General features: G+C 72.1%; 14 protein-coding genes, 1 tRNA gene and 1 rRNA gene. 3 read left to right on the top strand and 13 right to left on the bottom strand.

From position 1 onward, the window contains the following. The first annotated feature begins 95 nt into the window (after window positions 1–95). Both ACZ4W9_RS33635 and ACZ4W9_RS33630 read left to right on the top strand, forming a co-directional pair. Window positions 96–5,210, top strand: a complete 5,115-nt coding sequence (locus ACZ4W9_RS33635; RefSeq protein WP_467942179.1) for an ATP-dependent helicase — start codon at window positions 96–98, stop codon at window positions 5,208–5,210. 176 nt (window positions 5,211–5,386) lie between these two features. Beyond that, window positions 5,387–6,238 (top strand): Fpg/Nei family DNA glycosylase, encoded by an 852-nt coding sequence (locus tag ACZ4W9_RS33630; RefSeq protein WP_467942178.1) that lies wholly within the window; start codon window positions 5,387–5,389, stop codon window positions 6,236–6,238. A 319-nt stretch (window positions 6,239–6,557) separates the two neighbouring features. On the opposite strand, the gene ACZ4W9_RS33625 is transcribed toward ACZ4W9_RS33630, so the two are convergent. The 10 genes from ACZ4W9_RS33625 to ACZ4W9_RS33580 form a co-directional block, all read right to left on the bottom strand. Then, a complete protein-coding gene (locus ACZ4W9_RS33625) occupies window positions 6,558–6,836 on the bottom strand; it encodes a hypothetical protein (protein WP_467942176.1) in 279 nt (92 codons plus the stop codon). A gap of 114 nt (window positions 6,837–6,950) precedes the next feature. Further along, window positions 6,951–7,421 carry a Dps family protein gene (locus ACZ4W9_RS33620; RefSeq protein WP_467942175.1) on the bottom strand — a complete coding sequence of 157 codons (471 nt, stop codon included), beginning with the start codon at window positions 7,419–7,421 and terminating at the stop codon, window positions 6,951–6,953. A 195-nt stretch (window positions 7,422–7,616) separates the two neighbouring features. Beyond that, window positions 7,617–7,982 (bottom strand): helix-turn-helix domain-containing protein, encoded by a 366-nt coding sequence (locus ACZ4W9_RS33615; protein ID WP_030608842.1) that lies wholly within the window; start codon window positions 7,980–7,982, stop codon window positions 7,617–7,619. 109 nt (window positions 7,983–8,091) lie between these two features. Continuing rightward, the gene (locus ACZ4W9_RS33610; protein WP_467942173.1) at window positions 8,092–8,637 is read right to left on the bottom strand and encodes a CinA family protein; all 546 of its coding nucleotides are present in this window, start codon (window positions 8,635–8,637) and stop codon (window positions 8,092–8,094) included. Continuing rightward, window positions 8,634–9,389, bottom strand: a complete 756-nt coding sequence (gene pgsA, locus ACZ4W9_RS33605) for a CDP-diacylglycerol--glycerol-3-phosphate 3-phosphatidyltransferase (protein ID WP_467942172.1) — start codon at window positions 9,387–9,389, stop codon at window positions 8,634–8,636. The genes ACZ4W9_RS33610 and pgsA overlap by 4 nt, the downstream gene beginning before the upstream one ends. Continuing rightward, the gene (rimO, locus tag ACZ4W9_RS33600) at window positions 9,386–10,858 is read right to left on the bottom strand and encodes a 30S ribosomal protein S12 methylthiotransferase RimO (protein ID WP_467942171.1); all 1,473 of its coding nucleotides are present in this window, start codon (window positions 10,856–10,858) and stop codon (window positions 9,386–9,388) included. Before rimO ends, pgsA begins: the two co-directional genes overlap by 4 nt. A gap of 92 nt (window positions 10,859–10,950) precedes the next feature. Next, window positions 10,951–11,796 (bottom strand): helix-turn-helix domain-containing protein, encoded by an 846-nt coding sequence (locus ACZ4W9_RS33595; protein ID WP_467942169.1) that lies wholly within the window; start codon window positions 11,794–11,796, stop codon window positions 10,951–10,953. Between the two features lie 279 nt (window positions 11,797–12,075). Next, window positions 12,076–14,832, bottom strand: a complete 2,757-nt coding sequence (locus ACZ4W9_RS33590; RefSeq protein ID WP_467942167.1) for a DNA translocase FtsK — start codon at window positions 14,830–14,832, stop codon at window positions 12,076–12,078. A gap of 123 nt (window positions 14,833–14,955) precedes the next feature. Further along, window positions 14,956–15,636 (bottom strand): response regulator, encoded by a 681-nt coding sequence (locus tag ACZ4W9_RS33585; RefSeq protein WP_467942166.1) that lies wholly within the window; start codon window positions 15,634–15,636, stop codon window positions 14,956–14,958. Between the two features lie 272 nt (window positions 15,637–15,908). Beyond that, complete coding sequence (locus ACZ4W9_RS33580; RefSeq protein ID WP_467942165.1) at window positions 15,909–21,362, bottom strand: HAMP domain-containing protein; 5,454 nt, start codon at window positions 21,360–21,362, stop codon at window positions 15,909–15,911. 411 nt (window positions 21,363–21,773) lie between these two features. On the opposite strand from ACZ4W9_RS33580, the gene ACZ4W9_RS33575 reads away from it, so the two are divergent. Then, complete coding sequence (locus ACZ4W9_RS33575) at window positions 21,774–24,533, top strand: SpoIIE family protein phosphatase (RefSeq protein ID WP_467942163.1); 2,760 nt, start codon at window positions 21,774–21,776, stop codon at window positions 24,531–24,533. A gap of 49 nt (window positions 24,534–24,582) precedes the next feature. Here ACZ4W9_RS33575 and ACZ4W9_RS33570 read toward each other — a convergent pair. The 3 genes from ACZ4W9_RS33570 to rrf all read right to left on the bottom strand — a co-directional run. Then, window positions 24,583–24,655, bottom strand: a tRNA-Thr gene (locus ACZ4W9_RS33570). Between the two features lie 83 nt (window positions 24,656–24,738). Then, window positions 24,739–25,401, bottom strand: coding sequence for a DegT/DnrJ/EryC1/StrS family aminotransferase (locus ACZ4W9_RS33565; protein WP_467942226.1), 663 nt, complete (start codon window positions 25,399–25,401; stop codon window positions 24,739–24,741). 115 nt (window positions 25,402–25,516) lie between these two features. Beyond that, window positions 25,517–25,603, bottom strand: a 5S ribosomal RNA gene (rrf, locus tag ACZ4W9_RS33560); the annotation flags it as partial.

Below are 25,603 nucleotides of genomic sequence, written 5' to 3'. Positions count from 1 at the left end.
GGCCCGCACCGGCCCACCGGTCGGGACACGATGCCGTCCTTTCCCGGTTCTCGCAGGTCAGGCCGATTGTCAGTGGGTGGGTGCACGATGGACGCATGGTCAGCTCCGCGCACCGAGCCCTGGACGGCTTCTCCCCCGCGACCCGCGGCTGGTTCACGGGGGCCTTCTCCGCGCCCACCGCCGCCCAGGCCGGCGCGTGGCAGGCCATCCGTGAGGGCTCGGACGTGCTGGTGGTCGCCCCGACCGGCTCGGGCAAGACACTGGCCGCGTTCCTCGCCGCCCTGGACCAGCTGGCCTCGGCCCCGCCCCCGGCCGACCCGAAGAAGCGCTGCCGGGTGCTGTACGTGTCCCCGCTGAAGGCCCTCGCGGTCGACGTCGAGCGCAATCTACGCAGCCCGCTGACCGGCATCCGCCAGGAGTCCGTGCGGCTGGGCCTGCCCGAGCCCGAGGTCAGGGTCGGCATCCGCTCCGGTGACACCCCGGCCGCCGAGCGCCGCGCCCTGTCCACCCGCCCGCCGGACATCCTGATCACCACCCCCGAGTCGCTGTTCCTGATGCTGACCTCGGCCACGCGCGACGCGCTCACGGGCGTGGAGACGGTGATCCTTGACGAGGTGCACGCGGTCGCGGGCACCAAGCGCGGCGCGCATCTCGCGCTCTCCCTGGAGCGGCTGGACGAGTTGCTGCCGCGGCCCGCCCGCCGGATCGGCCTGTCGGCGACCGTGCGCCCGGTGGACGAGGTGGCCCGCTATCTGTCCCCGCGCCGCAAGGTGGAGATCGTCCAGCCGGAGTCCGGCAAGGAGTTCGACCTGTCCGTGGTCGTCCCGGTCGAGGACATGGGCGAGCTGGGGGGCTCCCCGGCGGCCGACGCCGCCGAGGGCGGGGAGCGGCCGTCGATCTGGCCCCATGTCGAGGAGCGGATCGCCGACCTGGTCCAGGCCCACCGGTCCACGATCGTCTTCGCCAACTCCCGCCGCCTGGCGGAGCGGCTGTGCAACCGGCTCAACGAGATCGCCTACGAACGGGCGACCGGCGAGCCCCTGGGCGAGCACCACGCCCCCGCCGAGCTGATGGGCGGCTCGGGCGCGGCCCAGGGCGCGCCGCCGGTGATCGCCCGCGCGCACCACGGATCGGTCTCCAAGGAACAGCGGGCCCTGGTCGAGGAGGACCTGAAGGCCGGCCGGCTGCCCGCGGTGGTGGCCACCTCCAGCCTGGAGCTGGGCATCGACATGGGCGCCGTCGACCTCGTCGTGCAGGTCGAGTCCCCGCCGTCGGTCGCCTCCGGGCTCCAGCGGGTGGGCCGCGCGGGACACCAGGTCGGCGCCGTCTCGACCGGTGTCGTCTTCCCGAAGTACCGGGGCGACCTGGTCCAGGCCGCCGTGGTCACCGAGCGGATGCGCTCGGGTGCCATCGAGTCGCTGAAGGTCCCGGCGAACCCGCTGGACGTGCTCGCACAGCAGGTCGTGGCCATGACGGCGCTGGACACCTGGCAGTTCGACGACCTGCTGGCCGTGGTCCGCCGCGCGGCCCCGTTCGCCTCCCTGCCCGAGTCGGCGTTCACGGCGGTCCTGGACATGCTCGCGGGCCGCTATCCGTCCGACGCGTTCGCCGAGCTGCGCCCGCGCGTGGTGTGGGACCGCGTGGCCGGCACGGTCACCGGCCGCCCGGGCGCCCAGCGGCTGGCGGTCACCTCCGGCGGCACCATCCCGGACCGCGGACTGTTCGGCGTCTTCCTCGCCGGCTCCGACCCCAAGAAGGGCGGCGGCCGGGTCGGCGAGCTGGACGAGGAGATGGTCTACGAGTCCCGGGTGGGCGATGTCTTCACACTGGGCACGAGTTCCTGGCGGATCGAGGACATCACCCGCGACCGCGTCCTGGTCTCGCCCGCGCCGGGCGTGCCGGGCCGGCTGCCCTTCTGGAAGGGCGACCAGCTGGGCCGCCCGCTGGAGCTGGGCCGCGCGGTGGGCGCGTTCCTGCGCGAGGTCGGCTCGCTGTCCGGGGACGACGCGCGGCTCAGGCTGCTGGCGGCCGGCCTGGACGCGTGGGCGGCGGACAACGTGCTGTCGTACCTGGCCGAGCAGCGTGAGGCGTGCGGCCATGTCCCCGACGACCGCACGATCGTCGTGGAGCGGTTCCGCGACGAGCTGGGCGACTGGCGGGTCGTCGTGCACTCGCCCTTCGGCGCGCAGGTCCACGCCCCTTGGGCGCTCGCCCTCGGCGCCCGCCTGTCCGAGCGGTACGGCATGGACGCGCAGGTCATGCACGCCGACGACGGCATCGTGCTGCGCCTGCCCGACGCCGATCTGATGGGCCTGGACCTGCTCGACCAGGAACCGGCGAAGGCCGGCACCCCCCTCGACAGGGCGGTCGACGGCGAGCAGGCCCCGGTCGGCGCGGCGGACGTCGCCTTCGACAAGGGCGAGGTCGACCAGGTCGTCACCGACCAGGTCGGCGGCTCGGCGCTGTTCGCCTCCCGGTTCCGCGAGTGCGCCGCCCGCGCGCTGCTGCTGCCGCGCCGCAACCCCGGCAAGCGCACCCCGCTGTGGCAGCAGCGCCAGCGCGCCGCCCAGCTGCTCCAGGTGGCGAGCGAGTTCGGCTCGTTCCCGATCGTCCTGGAGGCGGTCCGCGAATGCCTCCAGGACGTCTTCGACGTCCCCGGGCTGGTCGAGCTGATGGGCGACATCGAGTCCCGCAAGGTGCGTCTGGTCGAGGTCACCACCCCCGAGCCGTCCCCGTTCGCCCGCTCCCTGCTCTTCGGGTACGTCGCCCAGTTCCTGTACGAGGGCGACTCCCCGCTGGCCGAGCGCCGCGCCGCCGCGCTGTCCCTGGACTCGCGGCTGCTGGCCGAGCTGCTGGGCCAGGCGGAGCTGCGCGAACTGCTCGACGCCGAGGTGCTGACCGAGCTGGAACGCGAGCTGCAGTGGCTCACCGAGGACCGCCGGGTCAAGGACGTCGAGGGCGTCGCCGATGTGCTCCGGCTGCTCGGCCCGCTCACCGACGCGGAGCTGGTGGCGCGGGGCGCGGACCCCGAGTGGGCACGCGAGCTGGCCGGGGCGCGCCGGGCCATCAGGGTGCGGATCGCGGGCGCCGACCACTGGGCGGCCGTGGAGGACGCGGGCCGGCTGCGCGACGCGCTCGGCACGGCCCTGCCGGTCGGTGTCCCCGAGGCGTTCACCGAGCCGGTCAAGGACCCGCTGGGCGATCTCCTCGCGCGGTACGCCCGCACCCACGGCCCGTTCACCTCGGCCACCGCGGCGGCCCGGTTCGGGCTCGGCGCCGCGGTCACCGACGGCGCCCTGCAGCGGCTGGCCGCGGCCGGCCGGGTCGTCCAGGGCGAGTTCCACCCGGCCGGGATCGGCCAGGAATGGTGCGACGCGGCCGTGCTGCGCCGGTTGCGCCGCCGCTCCCTGGCGGCCCTGCGGCACGAGCTGGAACCGGTCCCGCCCGCGGCGCTCGCCCAGTTCCTGCCGCAGTGGCAGCACATCGGCAGGGGCCACGAGCTGCGCGGAGTCGACGGCCTGGTGCGGGCCGTCGAACAGCTCCAGGGCGCCTCCGTGCCCGCCTCCGCGCTGGAGAAGCTGGTCCTGCCCTCCCGCGTGGCCGGCTACACGCCCTCGATGCTCGACGAGCTGACCGCCGCGGGCGAGGTGGTGTGGGCCGGCGCGGGCGCCCTGCCCGGCAAGGACGGCTGGATCTCCCTGTACTTGGCGGACGCGGCCCCGCTGCTGCTCCCGGCACCGCACCCGCTGGAGCCGACCGCGCTCCACCAGTCCGTCCTCGCCACCCTCTCCGGCGGGTACGGCCTGTTCTTCCGGCAGATCGCCGACCAGGTCCGCGCCACCACCCACCCCGACGCCACCGACCCCCAGCTGGCCGACGCCCTGTGGGACCTCGCCTGGTCGGGCCGGCTCACCAACGACACCCTGGCGCCGATGCGCGCCCTGCTGGGCTCCGGCCGCACGGCGGGCTCGACCGCGCACCGCGCCAAGCGGGCCGTCCCGCGCGGGCGCTACGGCTCCCTGACGGCCGCCGCGCGCACCGCCTCCCGCACCGGCCCGCCGACCGTCGCGGGCCGCTGGTCGCTGCTGCCGGCTGCCGAGCCGGACGCCACCGTGCACGCCCACGCGCTGGCCCGTACGCTCCTGGACCGGCACGGCGTGGTCACCCGGGGCGCGGTCGCCGCCGAGGGCGTGGAGGGCGGCTTCTCGGCGGTGTACCGGGTGCTGGCGGCGTTCGAGGAGAGCGGTCAGGCCCGGCGCGGCTATGTGGTCGAGGGACTGGGCGCGGCCCAGTTCGCGATGGACGGCGCGGTGGACCGCCTCCGCGCGGTGGCGAACGCCCGCGAGCGCACCGCGGGCCTGCCCGCCCCGACCGACCGGAACGGCTTCGGCTTCCCGGGCCCGGCGAACGGCTTCACCGGACAGAACGTCCCGAACCCGTTCGACGGCCCCCGGGAGATCCCCGGGACCCGGGGAGTCCACGACCCCCGTGGCGCCCACGGTGCCGAGGGCGCCGCCGGCACCCCGCACGGCCGTGCGAGTGCCCCCGGCTCCTTCGACGGTGCCGACGGCGGTTTCACGCACCCCGGCCCGGACGGAGACTTCACCTGGCCGCCGGACGACCACGCCGGCGGCGACGGCGACCCGTTCTCGTCCCGCGACCTCGCGGACCCGTTCGCCTCCCCCGGTTACGGCGGCGGCACCGGAACCGCCCACGGCCCGGGCGGCTCCCTGGGCGCGGCCCCGCCCCGCGCCCACGGCCACCCCGGTCACGGCGGCCCCGGCCACGGCCGCTCGGGCTCCGCCGCGCCCGGGGCGCGTGCCGTGGTCCTCGCCGCGGCCGACCCCGCGAACGCCTACGGCTCGGCGCTGCCCTGGCCGGAGCCGCCGACCGGCGCCGGGCACAAGCCGGGCCGGAAGGCGGGTTCGCTGGTGGTCCTGGTGGAGGGCGAGCTGACGCTCTACATGGAGCGCGGCGGCAAGACGCTGTTGGCCTGGCCCACCGCGCCGGACGCGGACACCGCCGCACCGGACGACCCCCGCCTCCGCACGGCCGCCGAGGCGCTGGCCGCGGCGGCGCGCGCGGGTTCGCTCGGCACGGTCACGGTGGAACGGATCAACGGCACCCAGGCCCTGACGTCCCCGGCGGGCACCCTCCTGGAGGCGGCGGGCTTCGTGGCCACACCCCGCGGCCTCCGCCTCAGACCGTGACGCGGGATCACGGCGCCGGCCCCTCGCCGGCGCGACGCCTGCCCGGCACCGGCCCGGCACCGCCCCGCACGCGAACCCCCGGCGCGCCGGTCCCCGCCCCCGCCCTGCCCGGCGAGGTGTCCCGCCGCCGCGACAGCGCCCCGCACGCCCGCACGCCCACGTGGCACGCTTGAGGCATGCCCGAAGGTGACACGGTCTGGCAGGCCGCGCGGCGGCTGCACGAGGCCCTCGCGGGCAAGGCGCTGACCCGCAGCGACTTCCGCGTGCCCAAGTACGCGACGGTCGACCTGGCGGGCCGCACGGTGCTGAACACCATCCCGCGCGGCAAGCACCTGCTGACCCGCTTCGAGGGCGGCGTGACCCTGCACACCCACCTGCGCATGGAAGGCGCGTGGAAGGTGTACGGCAAGGGTGAGCGCTGGCGGGGCGGACCGGGCCACCAGATCCGCGCCGTCCTGTCCACCGCCGACCGCGCGGCCGTCGGCTACCGCCTCCAGGTCCTGGAGCTGCTGCGCACGGCAGACGAGGAGCGGGTCGTCGGCCACCTCGGCCCCGATCTGCTCGGCCCGGACTGGGACCCCGAGCGCGCCCTGGCCAATCTCCTGGCGGACCCCGCCCGACCGCTCGGCGAAGCCCTGCTGGACCAGCGCAACCTGGCGGGCATCGGCAACATCTACAAGAGCGAGCTGTGCTTCCTGCTCGGCGTGACGCCGTGGCTGCCCGTCGGCGCGCTCCCCGCCGACCGCGCCGAGAAGCTGCCCGCCCTGGCCCAGCGGCTCCTGGAGGCCAACCGCGACCGTCCGGTCCGGCAGACCACCGGTGTGCACCGGCACGACCTGTTCGTCTACGGCCGCGCGCCCCGGCCCTGCCTGCGCTGCCACACCTCCGTCCGCGTGGCCGACCAGGGCGACGGCTCCCAGGACCGCCCCACCTACTGGTGCCCCACCTGCCAGCCGGGCCCCGCCCCGGCACCCGGCTCCCCGCAGCGCTGGCGGGAGAAGTACCCCCGCCGTCCTCGCACCCCCTGACGGCCCGCCGGATGACGACCCGTCAGACCTGCTCGCACCGCCCCCGTCACGGCCTGCGCGCGTCCCTACGGCCCCAGCGGACGCACCGCCCTCGCCACCGGAGCCGCCGGCGGCATCGGCCGGGCCCGTGCCGTACCGCTCGCCGGGGCGGGCGCGGCGGTGCACTGGACCCGGCCCCGCCCATGACCACCCACCACGACCGCGCAACCCGGGTACGCGCCGAGACCCGTGAAGATCCGGAGGACACCGCCGGACCGGGCCGGCGAGCCGGACGGCGTCGCGCACGCGGAGTTGCACCCGGCCTCGGACGTGCCGGGGTTCACGACGGGCCGGACGCTTCGCCCGAACGGGGATGCCGCGACGCCCTGGTGACGTCCCCGGCCCGCCAGGCGGCCCCCCAGCACCCCGTCGGCACGGCCCCGGCCGCGCGCGCCTTGGGCGCGCAGTGCACGGGCAGCAGGCTCAGCCCCCAGCCGCCGGCCACGACGGCCCCCTCCAGCACGCCCGATCCCTGCCCCAGAGTCAGCCGCAGTACGGCCCACCACCACAGGGCCCCGAGCCCGAGCGCTGCCCCCCAGCGCACTATGCGTCCCGCCATGCCCGCCATCACCTCCAGCCGGACGCTAGACCGGCGCCCGCCCGGCGCGGGAGGCGCACCACGGGCTCACCGATGCATCACCGGACCACACCGTGGAATGCCCGGCCGCTCCGGCTACGCGTTCTCCGCCTGGAACATCCAGTGGTGCTTCTCCAGATCAGCGGTGATCGCGATGAGGAGGTCCTGCGAGACGGGGTCGGGCGCCTCGGTCGCGGTCACCCGTTCCCGCATCCGGGTGATCACCGAGCCCAGCGCGTCCACCATCGCCGAGACGGCGTCCGTGTCCTTGATCCAGCCCGCCGGGGCCGTCTTGATGCCGCTGCCGGAGGCCACCGTGGCGGCACGCCCGTCGGGCGGTACGCCCAGCGCCGAGGCACGCTCGGCGACGGTGTCGGAGTGGGCGCGGGCCGAGGCGACGACCTCGTCCAGCTGGAGGTGGAGGGAGCGGAACCGGAGGCCGACGATGTTCCAGTGGATCTGCTTGCCGGTCAGCGAGAGGTCCAGCAGGTCCACGAGGGCGCCCTGGAGCGCCTCGGCCACGGTCTTCAGGTCCGCGTCGGCCAACGGGCTCTTCACGACGTACATCCGTTTCCTCCGGTGCTTCGGCGCCGTCATGTCCCTCTCACGATGACCGCACCGCACAAACCCGGCAAACGGGATCTCTCGCCGCGAACACCGCAGCCGATGAACGTGAAGCCCCGGCCGGGCCGTCCAGGGATGCCTGGGCGAGCCCCGCCGGGGCTTCGTTCGTTCGGGGTCGTCAGGCCGCGTGCGCGGACCTCACGCGGCGACCACGTCCGCGGGCGCCTTGATGGTCACCCGTTCCGGTGGCACACCGGTCACCGACACGGAGCCCAGCATCGGGCGGACCGGCGTGGGCACGGGCTCGGTGGCCCGGGCGGACTGGGCCAGTTCGGCGAGCGCCAGTTCGTCGCTCACTTCCCGCATCAGTTCCGACATCCGTACGTCCAGCGCGTCGCAGATGGCGGCGAGCAGTTCGGAGGAAGCCTCCTTCTGCCCCCGCTCCACCTCGGAGAGATAGCCGAGTGAGACTCGGGCGGACGAGGAGACTTCGCGCAGAGTACGGCCCTGGCGTTGGCGCTGCCGACGCAGCACGTCACCCAGCAGGCGACGGAGCAGAATCATCGGTGGCTCCCTCCTCGGACCGCGTAGCCGCATCCTTCTCGCCCCACCGTACCGCCTTGCGCCGCGGCCGTGCGGGGAGCGATGTCGTGTTCACTCAGGGCTGCAAACATCAAAACCCCCCGTTCCGTTCCGTATCCTGTGCCCGCTCATTCCCAGTCTGTTCGCCCGCCAGCTGCTCCAGGAGCACTGCGAGTACGCTCCGTACACTCTCCATACGAATTTCCGCACGGCTGCCGTTCAACCGCAGCGCCTGGACTTTTCCGCCACCGGCAGAACTGGACCGGTCGCCGAGAGGTCCGCTCACGGCCACGAAAACCGTCCCGACGGGCTTGCCGTCCTGCGGATCGGGGCCGGCCACTCCGGTGGTCGCGATGCCCCAGTCGGCACCGAGAAGCTTGCGGACTCCGGCCGCCATCTCGCCCGCGACCTGCGGATCCACCGCACCGTGCTGGGCCAGCAGGGTGCCGTCGACGCCGAGCAGTTCGTGCTTGAGCTCGGTGGCGTAGGCGGTGACCGAGCCCCGGAACACCCGGGAGGCCCCGGGTACCCCGGTGATCTCCGCCGCCACCAGGCCACCGGTCAGCGACTCGGCGACGGCGAGGGTCTCGCCCCTCACCGTCAGTAGTCGCACCAGTTCGGTGGCCCGGGAGCTCACGCTTCCTTCTCCTCCAACGCCGCCGCGCGCTCGGCGATTCCCCGCCGGCGCAGGACAATGGCTTGTCTTACGTAGTCGAGGCCCGTCACGACCGTGAGGACGACCGCGGCGGCCATCACCCAGAACCGCAGGGTGGCCAGCCAGCCCGTCAGGGCCAGGACGTACATGCCGACGGCCACGCCCTGGGTGAGGGTCTTCAGCTTGCCGCCGCGGCTGGCGGGGATCACGCCGTAGCGAATGACCAGAAAACGCAGCAGGGTGATGCCGAGTTCCCGGCCGAGGATCACGGCCGTCACCCACCAGGGCAGATCGCCCAGGGCTGACAGACAGACAAGCGCCGTCCCCATGATCGCCTTGTCGGCGATGGGGTCGGCGATCTTCCCGAAGTCGGTGACCAGGTTGTACGTCCGCGCCAGATGACCGTCGAACAGGTCGGTGATCATGGCGATGGCGAACGCCGCCCAGGCCAGCGAGCGCCAGGCGGGGTCATAGCCGCCGTCCGCCAGCATGAGCGCCACGAAGCCGGGCACCAGGAGCAGCCGGAGCATGGTCAGCAGATTGGCGACGTTCCAGACACTGGCCTGGTTGACGGCCGCGGCCGTGATCTTGCCGCCGCGGGCGGGCCTGCCGCCCTCGTCGGCGGGGCCAGAAACAGAACCGGAGACCTCGGACCGGGCGCCGTCGGCAGCGGACCCCCGGGCGCGGTGCGCACCGGAGGAGCCGCCCGCGGCGGATGCCGGGACTCCGGTCATCTGCCCGCCTCCTCACTCCACGCGGGCGAGCCGGCCAGCGGCTCGGCCACCAGGTCGACACCCTCCGTGCCGACCACCTTCGCCTCGACCATACGTCCGACGCTCAGGCCCTCGCCCCTCGTGAGCAGCACCTGGCCGTCCGTCTCCGGCGCCTGGTGCGCGGCACGGCCGTGGACGCCCTCCTCCTCGTCCACGGACTCCACCAGCACCCGCACGGTCTCGCCGACGCGCTCCTCGGCGCGCTGCGAGACCAGTTCCTCGGCCAGCCGGGAGATGTGGGCCAGGCGCTCGGCGACGACGTCCTCGTCCAGCTTGTTCTCGTACGTCGCCGCTTCCGTGCCCTCCTCGTCGGAGTAGCCGAAGACGCCGATGGCGTCCAGCCGGGCGCCGGTCAGGAAGCGCTCCAGCTCGGCCAGGTCGGACTCGCTCTCGCCGGGGAAGCCGACGATGAAGTTGGAGCGCACGCCGGCCTCGGGGGCCTTGCCGCGAATGGTGTCCAGCAGCTCCAGGAACCGGTCGGTGTCGCCGAAGCGGCGCATGGCGCGCAGCACGCCGGGCGCGGAGTGCTGGAAGGACAGGTCGAAGTACGGGGCGACCTTGGGCGTGGAGGTGAGGACGTCGATCAGCCCGGGGCGCATCTCGGCCGGCTGGAGGTAGCTCACCCGGACCCGCTCGATGCCGTCGACCGCGGCCAGCTCCGGCAGCAGGGACTCCAGCAGGCGGATGTCGCCCAGGTCCTTGCCGTAGGAGGTGTTGTTCTCGGAGACCAGCATGATCTCCTTCACGCCCTGCTCGGCCAGCCAGCGGGTCTCGTTCAGGACGTCGCTGGGGCGGCGGGAGATGAAGGAGCCGCGGAAGGAGGGGATGGCGCAGAAGGAGCAGCGCCGGTCGCAGCCCGAGGCGACCTTGACCGAGGCGACCGGGGAGCCGCCCAGACGGCGGCGCAGCGGGGCACGGGGGCCGGAGGCGGGCGCCACGCCCTCCGGCAGGTCGGCCGGGGCGTGGCCGGGCAGGGCCACCGAGGCGGCCGATTCCTGCCGCTCGGCCGGGCTGATCGGCAGCAGCTTGCGCCGGTCGCGCGGGGTGTGGGAGGCGTGGATGCCGCCGGAGAGGATGGTCTGCAGGCGGTCGGAGATGTCGGTGTAGTCGTCGAAGCCGAGCACGCCGTCGGCCTCGGGGAGCGCCTCGGCCAGTTCCTTGCCGTACCGCTCGGCCATGCAGCCCACCGCCACGACGGCCTGGGTTCTCCCGTGGCCCTTGAGGTCGTTGGCCTCCAGCAGGGCGTCGACGGAGTCCTTCTTCGCGGCCTCCACGAAGCCACAGGTGTTGACCACGGCGACGTCGGCGTCCGCGGCGTCGTCCACGAGCTGCCAGCCGTCCGCCTCCAGACGGCCTGCGAGCTCCTCGGAATCCACCTCGTTACGAGCGCAGCCGAGAGTGACGAGTGCGACGGTACGGCGTTCAGGCATGTGCTCAAGACTACTTTGTCTCACCGACAGCCCACGTCGACGGGGTTGGCGGGGGCCGGCCGACTCCGTCACATCCGCGGGGGCGCGGCCCGTCAGCCGGCCACGGGGTCGCCCTTGGTGTAGGTGAGACGCTCCACCGCGCCGGGCCGGAAGGTGTCCTCGATCTTCTTGCCGTTGACGTACAGCTCGATCGCGCCCGCGTCGCCGAGGATCAGGTTGATCTTGGAGCTGTCCTGGAAGGTCTTGGACTGGCCCTGCTTGAGCAGCCCGTCGAAGAGCATGCGGCCGTTGTGGTCCTTGGCGGAGATCCAGCTGCGTCCGTTGGGCGCGCTGACCTGGACGGTGACCTTGTCCTGGGGCGCGGCGGCGATGGCGCTGTCGGAGGGCTCACCGGTGGGCTCGGCCGGCCTGTCCTTCTTCGGCGGGGCCGTGGCGCTCTCGCCGGTGCCGGAGGGGCTGCCCTCGGCGGCGATCTGGGACTTGGAGTCGCCGGCGGAGTCGCCGCCCTTGATCGCGGTGAACCCGACGAATCCGATCACGACGACGATGGCGGCGACCATCGCCGCCGTCCAGTTCGGGCCGCGCCGCTCGGGCCGGATCCGTTCCGCCTCGAACAGGGGAGCGGCGGGGGTGGGCGCGGGACGGCCGCCGTGCTCGGCGTCGTACTGGGCGATCAGCGGTTCGGGGTCGAGGTGGACGGCCCTGGCCAGCGTGCGGATGTGTCCACGGGCGTACACGTCGCCGCCGCAGGGGGCGAAGTCGTCCGCTTCGATGGCGTGCACGATGGCGATGCGGACACGAGTGGCGGTGCTGACGTCGTCCACGGTCAGCCCGGCCGCGATCCGCGCCTGCTTGAGGACGCGGCCCACGGAGAGTCGGGCTTCCTGGGACTCGTCTCGGAACGGACGCTCGTCTTCAGGGGAGTTGCCGATGGACACGGGGGCGCCTTTCGAGCGTGTAGCCACCTGTGCTGGAAGCTCAGTCTAGGGGGGTGACGAAAGGGTGGGGCAACCGGACGGTATGACTTTGTACGCCAAGGGATTGGCACGACATGCCGATGGTCGGACAAGCAGGTACCCCAGGGCGAGGTCCTTACCTGACCTTTCGCTCAACTGGACGTACGACAAACCCAAACGGTTGCCCCATGCCCCCTAACGGGTGGGTCACGGCCGCTCGGCCACCCGGCGCAACCGGGCTGGGCCGAACGGCCGTGCGTGTCACCCCTCGGTCTCTCCCCGGATCAGCGCGAGCACACCGTCCAGGTCGTCGGGCTTCACCAGCACGTCCCGCGCCTTGGAGCCCTCGCTCGGGCCCACGATGTTGCGGGACTCCATGAGGTCCATCAGCCGTCCGGCCTTGGCGAAGCCGACGCGCAACTTGCGCTGGAGCATGGACGTCGACCCGAACTGGGTGGAGACGACCAGCTCGGCGGCCTGGCACAGCAGGTCGAGGTCGTCGCCGATGTCCTCGTCGATCTCCTTCTTCTGCTTGGTGCCCACGGTGACGTCGTCCCGGAAGACGGGCGTCATCTGCTCCTTGCAGTGCCGGACGACGGCCGCGACCTCCTCCTCGGTCACGAACGCGCCCTGCATGCGGGTCGGCTTGTTCGCGCCCATCGGCAGGAACAGGCCGTCGCCCTTGCCGATCAGCTTCTCGGCGCCCGGCTGGTCGAGGATGACCCGCGAGTCGGCCAGCGACGAGGTGGCGAAGGCCAGCCGGGAGGGGACGTTGGCCTTGATCAGGCCGGTGACCACGTCGACCGAGGGGCGCTGGGTGGCGAGCACCAGGTGGATGCCGGCCGCGCGCGCGAGCTGCGTGATGCGCACGATGGCGTCCTCGACATCACGCGGGGCGACCATCATCAGGTCGGCCAGCTCGTCCACGATCACCAGCAGGTACGGGTACGGCTGGAGCTCGCGCTCGCTGCCCGGCGGCGGCTCGACCTTGCCCTCGCGCACCGCGCGGTTGAAGTCGTCGATGTGCCGGTAGCCGTAGGCGGCCAGGTCGTCATACCTGAGGTCCATCTCGCGCACCACCCACTGCAGCGCCTCGGCGGCCCGCTTGGGGTTGGTGATGATCGGCGTGATCAGGTGCGGGATGCCCTCGTAGGCGGTCAGCTCGACGCGCTTGGGGTCGACCAGGATCATCCGGACGTCCTCCGGGGTCGCCCGCATCATCACCGAGGTGATCAGGCAGTTGATGCAGGACGACTTGCCGGAGCCCGTGGCGCCGGCGACCAGCATGTGCGGCATCTTCGCCAGCGAGTGCATGACGTACCCGCCCTCGACGTCCTTGCCGAAGGCGACCAGCATCGGGTCGTCGTCCTCGGCGGACTCCGCGAGGCGCAGCACGTCGCCGAGGTTGACCATCTCCCGGTCGGTGTTCGGGATCTCGATGCCCACCGCGGACTTGCCCGGGATGGGGCTGATGATGCGCACGTCCGGGCTGGCCACCGCGTAGGCGATGTTCTTGGTCAGCGCGGTGATCCGCTCGACCTTCACGGCCGGGCCCAGCTCCACCTCGTAGCGGGTGACCGTCGGACCGCGGGTGAAGCCGGTGACGGCCGCGTCGACCTTGAACTCGGTGAAGACCTGGGTGAGCGAGGCGACGACCGCGTCGTTGGCGGCGCTGCGCGCCTTGCCGGGGCCGCCGCGGGTCAGCAGGTCCAGGGAGGGCAGCGCGTAGGTGATGTCCCCGGACAGCTGGAGCTGCTCCGCGCGTGCGGGCAGGTCGCGGGGCGCCTCGGGGGCCTTCTTGGTCAGGTCGGGAACGGCCTTGGTGAGGTCGGGTACGGACTTGGTCAGGTCGGCTACGGCCGCGGGCCGGGCCTTCTCCTGCTTCGGCCGGGCGGCGGGCATCGGCGCCGGCACCGTGGCGGTCTCCTCGGTCTCGCCCGCGCCCACCCCCTGGGTGAGGTCGGCGACCAGCGGCGAGGGCGGCATGCCGTGCAGCACCGCACCGTCCAGCGCGGCGGCCGCCGCCGCGGCGACGTCCACGGCGTCCGGGTGGCGCTGCGGGTCCGGCTGGGGCACGGCCGAGCGCCTCGGGCGCCCGCGGCGCTGGGCGAGGGCCGCGGCCTCGGCGTCCTCCGGGCCGTACGCCCGAGGGGCGCCGGAGCGCCTGCGCGGGCGCGCGGGCGCCGTCTCCCGCCACTCCTCGTCGTAGCCGGCCTCCTCGGCGGCGAACCGGTCCGCCTCGTGGTCGTGCAGCACGCCCAGCGTCACGCCGAGCCGCCGCAGCCGATGCGGGATGGCGTTGACCGGGGTGGCGGTCACCACCAGCAGACCGAAGATCGTGAGCAGCACCAGCAGGGGGACGGCGAGCACCTCGGTCATGGCGTACGTCAGCGGGGTGGCCGCCGCCCAGCCGATGAGGCCGCCGGCGTCCCTTATGCCCTGCATGCCGACGCTGCGCGCGGGCGAGCCGCAGGCGATGTGGACCTGGCCGAGGACGCCGACGACGAGCGCGGACAGGCCGATCACGATCCGTCCGTTGGCCTCCGGCTTCTCCGGGTGCCGGATGAACCGTACGGCGATCACCGCGAGCAGTATCGGCACCAGCAGGTCGAGCCGGCCGAAGGCGCCGGTGACCAGCATCTCGACCAGATCGCCGACGGGCCCGCGCAGGTCCGCCCAGGTGCCCGCGGCGACGATCAGCGCGATGCCGAGCAGCAGCAGCGCGACGCCGTCCTTGCGGTGGGCCGGGTCGAGGTTCTTCGCGCCCTGCCCTATGCCGCGGAAGACGGCGCCGACGGCGTGCGCGAGTCCCAGCCAGAGGGCGCGCAGGACCCGGTAGACGCCCCCCGTGGGACTGGGCGCCGGCTTCGGCGGCGCGGGCTTCCTGACCACGGCCTTCCTGGCGGGCGCCTTCTTGGCCGGGGCCTTCTTCGCGACGGCCTTCTTCGCCGGAACCTTCGCGGGAGCCGCCGCCTTCTTGGCGGGCTGCTTCTTGGCTGCGGAGGGACGTGAGGCCATGGGTGTGAGGTTACCGGTGGAGACGACAGCGGACACGTGTGCCCACAGCTTCACCCGTTCGTGTCGTGCCTGCCGGGGCGCGAAACTGACGCGCACTCATGCGCAACCCCGGAACAGGCCGAATCAGTTCTGCGAGGGCACCGAGGCACCGCTGCCGCCCGTGCCCGGCTCCAGCGCGTCCAGGGCACGGCGCAACCCGGTGAGTTTGCGCTCCAGATGCGCCGCCGTGGCCACCGCCGCCGCGTCCGCGGAGTCGTCGTCGAGCTGCTTGGACAGCGCCTCCGCCTGCTCCTCGACGGCCGCGAGCCGCGCGGACAGCTCGGCGAGCAGCCCGGCCGACTCCTTGCCGGCCACCCCGCCCCTGCCGCCGCCCTCCAACTGGAGCCGCAGCAGCGCCGCCTGCTCCCTCAGCTGGCAGTTCTTCATGTACAGATCGACGAACACCGAGACCTTGGCGCGCAGCACCCACGGGTCGAACGGCTTGGAGATGTAGTCCACCGCGCCCGCCGCATAGCCCCGGAAGGTGTGGTGCGGACCGTGGTTGATGGCCGTCAGGAAGATGATCGGGATGTCCCGCGTCCGCTCCCGCCGCTTGATGTGCGCGGCCGTCTCGAAACCATCCATGCCCGGCATCTGGACATCCAGCAGGATGACCGCGAAATCGTCCGTGAGCAGTGCCTTGAGCGCTTCCTCCCCGGACGATGCCCGCACCAGCGTCTGATCGAGCGCCGAGAGGATCGCCTCCAGCGCCAGCAGATTCTCCGGCCGGTCATCGACCAGGAGGATCTTGGCCTTCTGCACCATGGCCCGCCCTCCTCGCCCCGGCGGTACACCGGGCGCCGCCCCAGGGGACGACTCCCTTTCGCCGCCCGTCCTTGTGCCGGTCATCGTAGCCGCACCCCGCCTGTCGCCACACCCTGTCACCGCGATGTCACCGCGCACGTACCGGAAACGCGGCGGGATCCCGGATGGTTCCCGGAATCCGGGATTCCCGCGCGTCACCGGCCTTCATAATGCAGCGACTCCCGCGCGCCGCGGGTTCCCCCGGCGCACCCGGCCATGCCGCCCGGCCGGGGTCACTCCGGCCGCATCCACTGGCTCATCACCGACAGCAGGTGATCGGGGTCGACCGGCTTGGTGACATAGTCGGAGGCACCCGACTGGAGCGCCTTCTCCCGGTCGCCCTTCATCGCCTTCGCGGTGAGCGCGATGATCGGCAGGCCCGCGAACTGCGGCATCCTGCGGATCGCCGTGGTCGTCGCGTACCCGTCCATCTCGGGCATCATGATGTCCATCAGCACCACCGCCACGTCGTCGTGCTGCTCCAGCACCTCGATGCCCTCGCGGCCGTTCTCCGCGTACAGCACCGACAGCCCGTGCTGCTCCAGGACGCTGGTGAGCGCGAACACGTTGCGGATGTCGTCGTCGACGATCAGCACCTTCTCGCCGCCGAACCGCACCACGGGCTGCGCCGCCTGCTCCTGCTCCGGCACGGCCGTCCACTGCTCGGCCCGCTGCGTCTCCCGGGGCAGGGCGCGCCGCCGGCGCCGGAAGAGAGCGGCCGGACCGTTCTGCGTCTCCTGGTACGACTTCACCTCGGCCGGCGTCTCGATCTCCGCCGCGGACAGCTCCGAGGAGAGGTGCGCCTCGGAGGCGACCAGGTCGCCGGCCTCCAGCGCGGGTGCCGACTGCTGGTAGCCCTGCGGCGGCAGTTCACTCATGTGCAGCGGCAGGTAGAGCGTGAACGTCGAGCCGCGCCCCGGCTCGCTCTGCGCGTGGATCTCCCCGCCGAGCAGCTGCGCGATCTCCCGCGAGATGGACAGCCCGAGGCCGGTGCCGCCGTACTTGCGGCTGGTGGTGCCGTCCGCCTGCTTGAACGCCTCGAAGATCACCCGCATCTTGCCGGCCGCGATGCCGATGCCGGTGTCGGTCACCGAGAACGCGATCAGCTCACCGTCCGGATCGGTCAGCGAACCCGCCTCCAGCAACTGCTCGCGGATCGAGTCCGGCACGTCCGCGCCGGCCGGCCGGATCACCAGCTCCACCGAACCGGAGTCGGTGAACTTCACCGCGTTGGACAGCAGATTGCGCAGCACCTGCAACAACCGCTGCTCGTCGGTGTGCAGGGTGGCCGGCAGCTCCGGGGAGACCCGCACGGACAGGTCCAGGCCCTTCTCGGCGGTCAGCGGCCGGAAGGTCGCCTCCACGTAGTCCACGAGCTGGACGAGCGCGATCCGGGTCGGCGAGACGTCCATCTTGCCCGCCTCGACCTTCGACAGGTCCAGGATGTCGTTGATCAGCTGGAGCAGGTCGGAACCCGCGCCGTGGATGGTCTCCGCGAACTCCACCTGCTTCGGCGAGAGATTGCCCTCGGCGTTGTCCGCGAGCAGCTTCGCCAGGATCAGCAGCGAGTTGAGCGGGGTGCGCAGCTCGTGCGACATGTTGGCGAGGAACTCGCTCTTGTACCGCATCGACACCGCGAGCTGCTCGGCGCGCTCCTCCAGGACCTGCCGGGCCTCCTCGATCTCGGTGTTCTTCACCTCGATGTCCCGGTTCTGCCGGGCCAGCAGCTCGGCCTTCTCCTCCAGTTCGGCGTTGGACGCCTGCAGCGCCTTCTGCCGGTTCTCCAGCTCCGCCGACCGCTCCCGCAGCTGCTCGGTCAGCTCCTGCGACTGCTTGAGCAGCTTCTCGGTCTTGGTGTTGACCGAGATGGTGTTGACGCTGGTCGCGATCATCTCGGCGATCTGGTTGAGGAAGTCCCGCTGGATCTGCGTGAACGGCGTGAACGACGCCAGCTCGATCACGCCGAGCACCTTGCCCTCGAACAGCACCGGCAACACGATGACCTGCGCGGGCGGGGCCTCGCCGAGCCCGGAGGAGATCTTCAGGTAGCCGCTGGGCGCCCGGTCCACCAGGATCGTGCGCTTCTCCTGGGCGGCCGTGCCGATCAGCGCCTCACCGGGCCGGAACGATGTCGGCATGGACCCCATCGAATAGCCGTACGAGCCCAGCATCCGCAGCTCGTAGTCGTCCTCGCCGTTGCCGACGCCCTTGCCCTCCATCAGCGGCATCGCCAGGAAGAACGCGCCGTGCTGCGCGGACACCACCGGCGTCAGCTCGCTCATGATCAGCGAGGCCACGTCCTCCAGGTCCCGGCGGCCCTGCATGAGGGAGGAGATACGGGCCAGGTTGCCCTTGAGCCAGTCCTGCTCCTTGTTGGCGATCGTGGTGTCGCGCAGGTTGGCGATCATCTTGTTGATGTAGTCCTGCAACTCCTGGATCTCGCCGGCCGCGTCCACGTCGATCTTCAGGTTCAGGTCGCCCCGGGTCACCGCGGTCGCCACGCGCGCGATGGCCCGCACCTGCCGGGTCAGGTTCTCGGCCATCTCGTTCACGGACTCGGTGAGGTCGCGCCAGGTGCCGTCCACGTCACGCACGCGTGCCTGGCCGCCCAGCTGCCCCTCCGTGCCCACCTCGCGGGCCACCCGCGTGACCTCCTCGGCGAAACTGGACAGCTGATCGACCATCGTGTTGATCGTCGTCTTCAGTTCCAGGATCTCGCCGCGGGCGTCGATGTCGATCTTCTTCGTCAAGTCGCCCTTGGCGATGGCCGTGGTCACCATGGCGATGTTGCGCACCTGACCGGTCAGGTTGGACGCCATCTGGTTCACCGACTCGGTGAGGTCCTTCCAGGTGCCGGCGACTCCCGGCACATGCGCCTGACCGCCCAGGATGCCGTCCGTGCCCACCTCACGGGCCACCTTGGTGACCTGGTCGGCGAACGAACTCAGCGTCTTCACCATCGTGTTGATGGTGTCTGCGAGCTGCGCCACCTCGCCGCGCGCCTCGATCGTCACCTGCCGCGTCAGATCACCGTTGGCGACGGCCGCGGCCACCTGCGAGATGTTGCGCACCTGCATGGTCAGGTTGTTGGCCATCAGGTTGACGTTGTTGCTGAGGTCCTTCCAGATGCCCGTGACACCCGGCACGTGCGCCTGGCCGCCCAGGATGCCCTCGGTGCCCACCTCACGGGCCACCCGGGTCACCTGCTCGGCGAAACTGGACAGCTGGTCGACCATCGTGTTGACCGTCGTGACGAGTTCGAGGATCTCGCCCTTCGCGTCCACGGTGATCTTCTTCGACAGATCGCCCTTCGCGACCGCCGTCGTGACCTCGGCGATGTTGCGCACCTGGATCGTCAGGTTGTTCGCCATGAAGTTCACGGACTGCGTGAGGTCCTTCCAGGTACCGGAGACCCCCTGCACCTCGGCCTGGCCGCCGAGGATGCCCTCCGTACCCACCTCCCGGGCCACCCGCGTGACCTGGTCCGCGAACGACGACAGCTGGTCCACCATCGTGTTCAGCGTGTTCTTGAGCTCCAGGATCTCCCCGCGCGCGTCCACGGTGATCTTCTGGGAGAGGTCACCGCGCGCCACGGCGGTGGCGACCTGCGCGATGTTGCGCACCTGGGCCGTCAGGTTGCCCGCCATGCCGTTCACGGAGTCAGTCAGGTCCCGCCACACACCCGCGACCCCGGGCACCTGCGCCTGACCGCCGAGGCGGCCCTCCGTACCCACGTCCCGCGCCACCCGGGTCACCTGGTCGGCGAAGGCGGACAGCTGATCGACCATCGTGTTGATCGTGTTCTTCAGCTCGAGGATCTCGCCCCGCGCGTCGACATCGATCTTCTGCGACAGGTCACCGCGCGCCACGGCCGTCGTCACCTGCGCGATCTGCCGCACCTGCGACGTCAGGTTGCCGGCCATGAAGTTGACGGAGTCCGTCAGCTCCTTCCACGTGCCCGAGACGCCGTCCACCTGGGCCTGACCGCCGAGGCGGCCCTCCGTGCCCACGTCCCGGGCCATCCGCGTGACCTGGTCGGCGAAGCTCGACAGCTGGTCCACCATGGTGTTCACGGTGTTCTTCAGCTGGAGCATCTCGCCCGAGACGTCCACGGTCACCTTCTGCGACAGATCACCGTTCGCCACCGCCGTCGTCACCTGCGCGATGTTGCGCACCTGACCGGTGAGGTTGCGGAACGCGGTGTTGACGGAGTCCGTCAGGTCCTTCCACGTACCGGCCGCGCCCGGCACCTGCGCCTGGCCGCCCAGCTCGCCCTCGACACCGACCTCCCGCGCGACCCGCGTCACCTCGGCACCGAACGACGACAGCTGGTCCACCATGCCGTTGACGGTGTTCTTCAGCTCCAGCATCTCGCCGGCCACGTCCACGGTGACCTTCTGCGACAGGTCACCGTTGGCCACGGCCGTCGTCACCGTCGCGATGTCCCGCACCTGCGTCGTCAGGTTCCGGAACACCGTGTTGACGGAGTCCGTCAGGTCCTTCCACGTACCGGCCGCGCCCGGCACGTTCGCCTGCCCGCCGAGCCGCCCCTCCGCGCCGACCTCGTTCGCCACCCGGGTGACCTCGTCCGCGAAGATCCGCAGCGTCTCGGTCATCTGGTTGATCGTCCGGGCCAGCCGCGCCACCTCGCCGCGCGCCGGAACGGTCACCTTCTGCGACAGGTCACCGCTGGCCACGGCCGTCGTCACCTGCGAGATACCCCGGACCTGCGCCGTCAGGTTGCCCGCCATCGTGTTGACGGAGTCGGTCAGCTCCTTCCACACCCCGGCCACCCCGGGCACCTGCGCCCGGCCGCCCAGGATGCCCTCGGTGCCCACCTCCCGCGCCACCCGCGTGACCTCGGAGGAGAACGCCGACAGCTGGTCCACCATCGTGTTGACGGTGTTCTTCAGCTCCAGCATCTCGCCGGCCACGTGCACGGTCACCTTGCGCGACAGATCACCCTTGGCGACCGCCGTCGTCACCAGGGCGATGTCCCGCACCTGGGCGGTCAACCGGTCCGCCATCGTGTTGACGGACTCGGTCAGGTCCTTCCACGAACCCGACATCCCGCGCACCCGGGCCTGCCCGCCCAGCTTGCCCTCGGTGCCGACCTCGCTGGCCACGCGCGTGACCTCGTCCGTGAACGTCGACAACTGGTCCACCAGGTTGTTGACGGTACGGCCGACCTTCAGGAACTCCCCGCGCAGCGGATGCCCCGTACCGCCGTCCGGCGCCTGCGTCCGCAGCTCCATGCGCGGCGACAGGTCGCCCTCGGCGACCGCCGTGAGCACCCGGCCGACCTCCGAGACGGGCCAGACCAGGTCGTCCACCAGCGCGTTGGAGTGCTCGATCGCGGCGGCCCAGGAACCCTCGCAGGCCGCCGTCTCCAGCCGTTCCGTGAGTTTTCCCTCACGCCCCACCATGCGCCGCACCCGCGCCAGCTCACCGGTCAGATGCAGGTTCCGGTCGGCCACCTCGTTGAAGACGGCCGCGATCTCCGACATCACGCCGTCCCCGGAGACCGTCAGCCGCTTGCGGAAGTTGCCGTCCCGCATCGACACGAGGGCCGCCAGCAGCCGGTTCAGGGCGGCCGTGTCCACGGTCGTGGTGCCGCCGCTCCTGCCCAGGGACGGTCCGCCTTTCGCGCGCGTCTTCGTGCCTCGCGTCGCCGCGCCAGACTCCACTGTGTCCCTCCCGGAGGGGTAGACCGTTACTGCTGTGCTCGGCCGCTTCGGCCCCGGCGTGCCGGTCACCGGCATACCGGTCGCTTCCACGAACCGGTTACTTCTGCGTATGTCCGCCGGACGGGATCCGGCCACACCAGGGGCTGCTGCCCGCCGTGTGCCCGGCGCACGCGGCCCGGCCCGACCTTCGTCACAAGCTTGCCCAGTGTTTCACCCCGGCCGAACCCGGCCATAACAGTTCGGCAGCTTCGCACATCGTCCGCACACCCTGGGGGCGTAAACACCGAAGACCGGCATCCGCTCGGACCGTGAAGGTAAGTAACCTTGCATCCGGCTGTCCAGCCGCTCCGGTCCGACCGGTCTGGGCGGTGGCACGAGTACGAGCGGGCATCGGAGGGGCGGCCGGACATCATGACCACCGGACTGATCCCCGGGGGGCAGCCCCCGGAACCACAGCCGACGGACGAGCCGATGCCCCGGCAACGGCTCGAACCGGCCGGCGAGACAGCCCCGCATGCCGACGAACGGTCGAGGAGTTCTGTGATCACCGCGCGAGCGGCTGCCAGTTTCGAGCCCGTCGGGCGATCGGTCGCGACCGCCCGTTCCTTCGTCCGCGACACCCTCCAGGGCTGGGGATTCGCCGACATCGTCGACGACGCGGTCGTCCTCACCAGCGAACTGGTGACCAACGCCGTCGTCCACGCGGGCACCCACGCGGACGTGTTGTGCCTGCGCACCGAGGACGGCGTGCGCGTCGAGGTCTCCGACCGCTACCCCGAGCGCGAGGTCCCCCTCCAGGGCTCCGCCGTCTCCATGAGCAGCCCGGACCGCGAGGGCGGCCGCGGGCTCCAGCTCTGCGCGGCCCTCGCCACCCGCTGGGGCGTCGACTACACCCCCACCCACAAGAACGTCTGGTTCCAGCTCGACCTGCCCGAACGCCCGGTCGGCACCCGCGCCGCCGGGCCGGTCCTGCCCGTCGACCTGCTGCCGCTGGCCGACGGCCGGGTCCGCGTCGCCGTCCTCCAGATCGACCGCAAGGGCGGCATCAGCGCCTGGAACGAGGACGCGGAGGAACTGTTCGGCTATCCGGCCCCCGACGTCATCGGCAAGCCCCTCACCGACCTGGCCGCCTGGCCGCACACCCCGGGCACCGGCACCGGCATCGCCGAGGCACTCCGGCTCTCCCGCTGGGAGGGCACCTACGGCATCCGCCGCGCCGACGGCCGCGTGGCACAGGTGTACGCCTCCCACCTGCGGGTCCGCGACACCGGCGGCGAGCCCTCGACCGTCTGCCTGCTGGTGCGCGACCACGAGCGCGCCGTCCTGCAGACGCCGCCCCGCGTCCCGGCCGGCGACCAGGCCGCGTCCTCCGACGGGCAGAGCACCGACCCCTTCGAGGTCTTCATCGGCTCCCCCGCGCCGGACGACCTCGACGGACTGCTCCAGCGCACCGTGGAACGCGCCCGCGACATGCTCGACGGCGACTCCGCGTTCCTGCTGCTGGCCACCGACGACGAGACGGAGCTGGAGGTCCGCGCCTCCACCGGACTGCCCTCCGCCCGCCAGCGCTTCGCCCGCGTACCGGTCGAGGCGGGCCCGGGCCGCTACGGCTCCGCCCGCATGCCCGCCGTCCACGACGACCTGGCCGCCGTTCCCGGGGCGGTGCCCCTGCTCGCCGGCACCGGCATGCGCTCGGTCGTCACCGTCCCGCTGAAGGTCGAGGGCCGCCTCACCGGCTCCCTCGGTGTCGCGGCCGAGGCATCCGGCCGGTACACCAACGAGGAGGCGCTGCGCCTGCAGTTCGCCGCCGACCGGATCGCCCTGGCCGTCGAGTCGGCCCGCCTCGGCGAGCTGGAACGGCTGCGCCGCGGCTCGTTGAGCTTCCTCGTCGAGGCCTCCGACCTGCTGGCCGGCACCCTGGACCGGGACCAGACGCTGGCCCTCATGGCCCAGATGACGGTCCCGACCCTGGCCACCTGGTGCGCGGTGTACACGATCGCCGACCAGGCGTCCGAGCCGTATCTCTCGTACGTCCTACACGAGGACGAGGAACTCATTGACGGCATCAAGTCGTTGCTGTCGAAGATCCCGCCGCCGGATCCGGTCCCGACGCCCGGCGCCCGGGTCTGGACGGCCCCGGGCGAGGTCGCCCACCAGGCGGCCCTGCGCAGTTCCATGCGCAGCCTGGGCCTGGCCGGCGGGCCCACGCACCGGATCGCCTCCGGCATCGGGCCGACGCTCGCGACGGCGTCCGCGGTCGGTGGCGAGACCGTGGTCCTGCCGCTCGTCGCCCGCAACCGCGTCATCGGCATGCTGACCCTCGGCAAGCCCACCGACGAACACTTCCGCCAGGAGATCCTGGAGCTCGCCGAGGATCTGAGCCGCCGGGCCGCCCTGGCCCTGGACAACGCCCGCCTGTACTCGGAGCGCACGGCCATCAGCCAGTCCCTCCAGCGCAGTCTGCTCCCGCCGGGCCTGCCGCAGATCGACGGCGTCGAGGTCGAGGTCATCTACCGCGCGGCGGGCGAGGGCAACGAGGTCGGCGGCGACTTCTACGACGTCTTCCCCATCGGCAACGGCGCGTACGGCTTCGCCATCGGCGACGTCTGCGGTACGGGTCCCAACGCGGCGGCGGTCACCGGGCTGGCCCGGCACGCCCTGCGCCTGCTGGCCCGCGAGGGTCTGCCCGGCCCGGCCGTCCTGGAGCGCCTGAACTCCGCGATCCTCGACGAGGGCGACCGCAGCCGCTTCCTGACCCTCCTCTACGGGGAGTTGCGCACGCAGGACGACGGCAGCGCGGAGCTGAAGGTGGTGTGCGCCGGCCATCCGCTGCCGCTGCGCCTGCGTCAGGACGGCACGGTGACGGCCGCGGCCGAACCGCAGCCGCTGCTGGGCGTCATCGAGGATCTGGAGCTGTACGAGGAGACGGTCACCCTGGACCCGGGGGACGTGCTGCTGTGCGTCACGGACGGCGTCACCGAACGCCGCGAGGGCACGCGCATGCTGGGCGACGACGGCCTCGCCGATGTCCTCACCACCTGTACGGGTCTGACGGCGGGTGCGGTCGCGGCGCGCATCATGCGCGCGGTCGAGCGTTTCGCGTCGGACGCCCCGTCCGACGACATGGCGATTCTGGCGATGCGCGTTCCGGGCCTTCACATGGAGGTGTGAGGAAGCACGAAAAAGGCCCCACCCGGAAGGGTGGGGCCTTTTTTGACGGAGCCCCCAAACGGAATCGAACCGTTGACCTTCTCCTTACCATGGAGACGCTCTGCCGACTGAGCTATAGGGGCCTGTCGTTTTCGAGGTTTCCCTCGCGGCGACAGAGAAACTGTACCCCGAACCGGCCGCAGTTCCCAAATTCGTTCGGGCCTGGTCAGAAGGCGGGCTGAAGCAGCCCACCGAGGGCGTTGCAGGCGGCGGCCGTCCGCTGCATGTCGCGCTTGGTGAGCGTGGCGTCCACGGGCAGCGCGAGGGTCTCGTCGGCGGCCAGCTCGGTCTCCGGCAGCGCCACGCACCGCCGGAACTCCGGCAGTCGGTGCACGGGCGTCTTCACCGGTACCCGGCACTCGACTCCCCTGGCCCGCAGGGCACGCGCGAACGCGTCCCGGTCCGGCCGGCCGTTCCCGGGCACCCGCACGACGTATTGCTGATAGGTGTGCCCGTCCCCGCCGTCCGGCGTCCGCACGCCCTTGAGTTTGGCGTCGAGGTAGGCGGCCCGCTGCCGGCGCTGGGCTATCTCGTCGTACGGCGCCTCGGACTCGCCCTGCTCCAGGACCAGCAGTCCGTGCCGCCGCCCGAGCGCGTGCAACCGCCGGATGTCGGCGCGCCGTCCGAAGCGGTGGACGACAACGACCGCGGCGGTACGGGGGGTTACGGCCGCCTCGACCGCGTCCGGGGCGAGGCAGTAGGTCACCGGGTCTATGTCGGCGAACACCGGGAGCGCGCCGGCCAAGGCCACGGCCTGGGCGACCTCGACGTTCCCGAAGGCCGGTACGACGACCTCGTCACCGGCTCCGACGCCGGCGGCCCTGAGCATCGCTGCAGTTCCCATGTCTGGGATGCTCCGCTCGGAACGTGAACGACACGTTACGCGAAACAGAAAAAGGCCGGACCCCGAACCGAAGTTCAGGATCCGACCTTTATCAAAAATTGTTCGGCGGTGTCCTACTCTCCCACAGGGTCCCCCCTGCAGTACCATCGGCGCTGTGAGGCTTAGCTTCCGGGTTCGGTATGTAACC

The organism is Streptomyces sp. NPDC029296, from assembly GCF_055569255.1.
The sequence above is the reverse complement of the archived record's forward strand: the minus strand, read 5'-3'. Positions and strand labels throughout refer to the sequence as shown.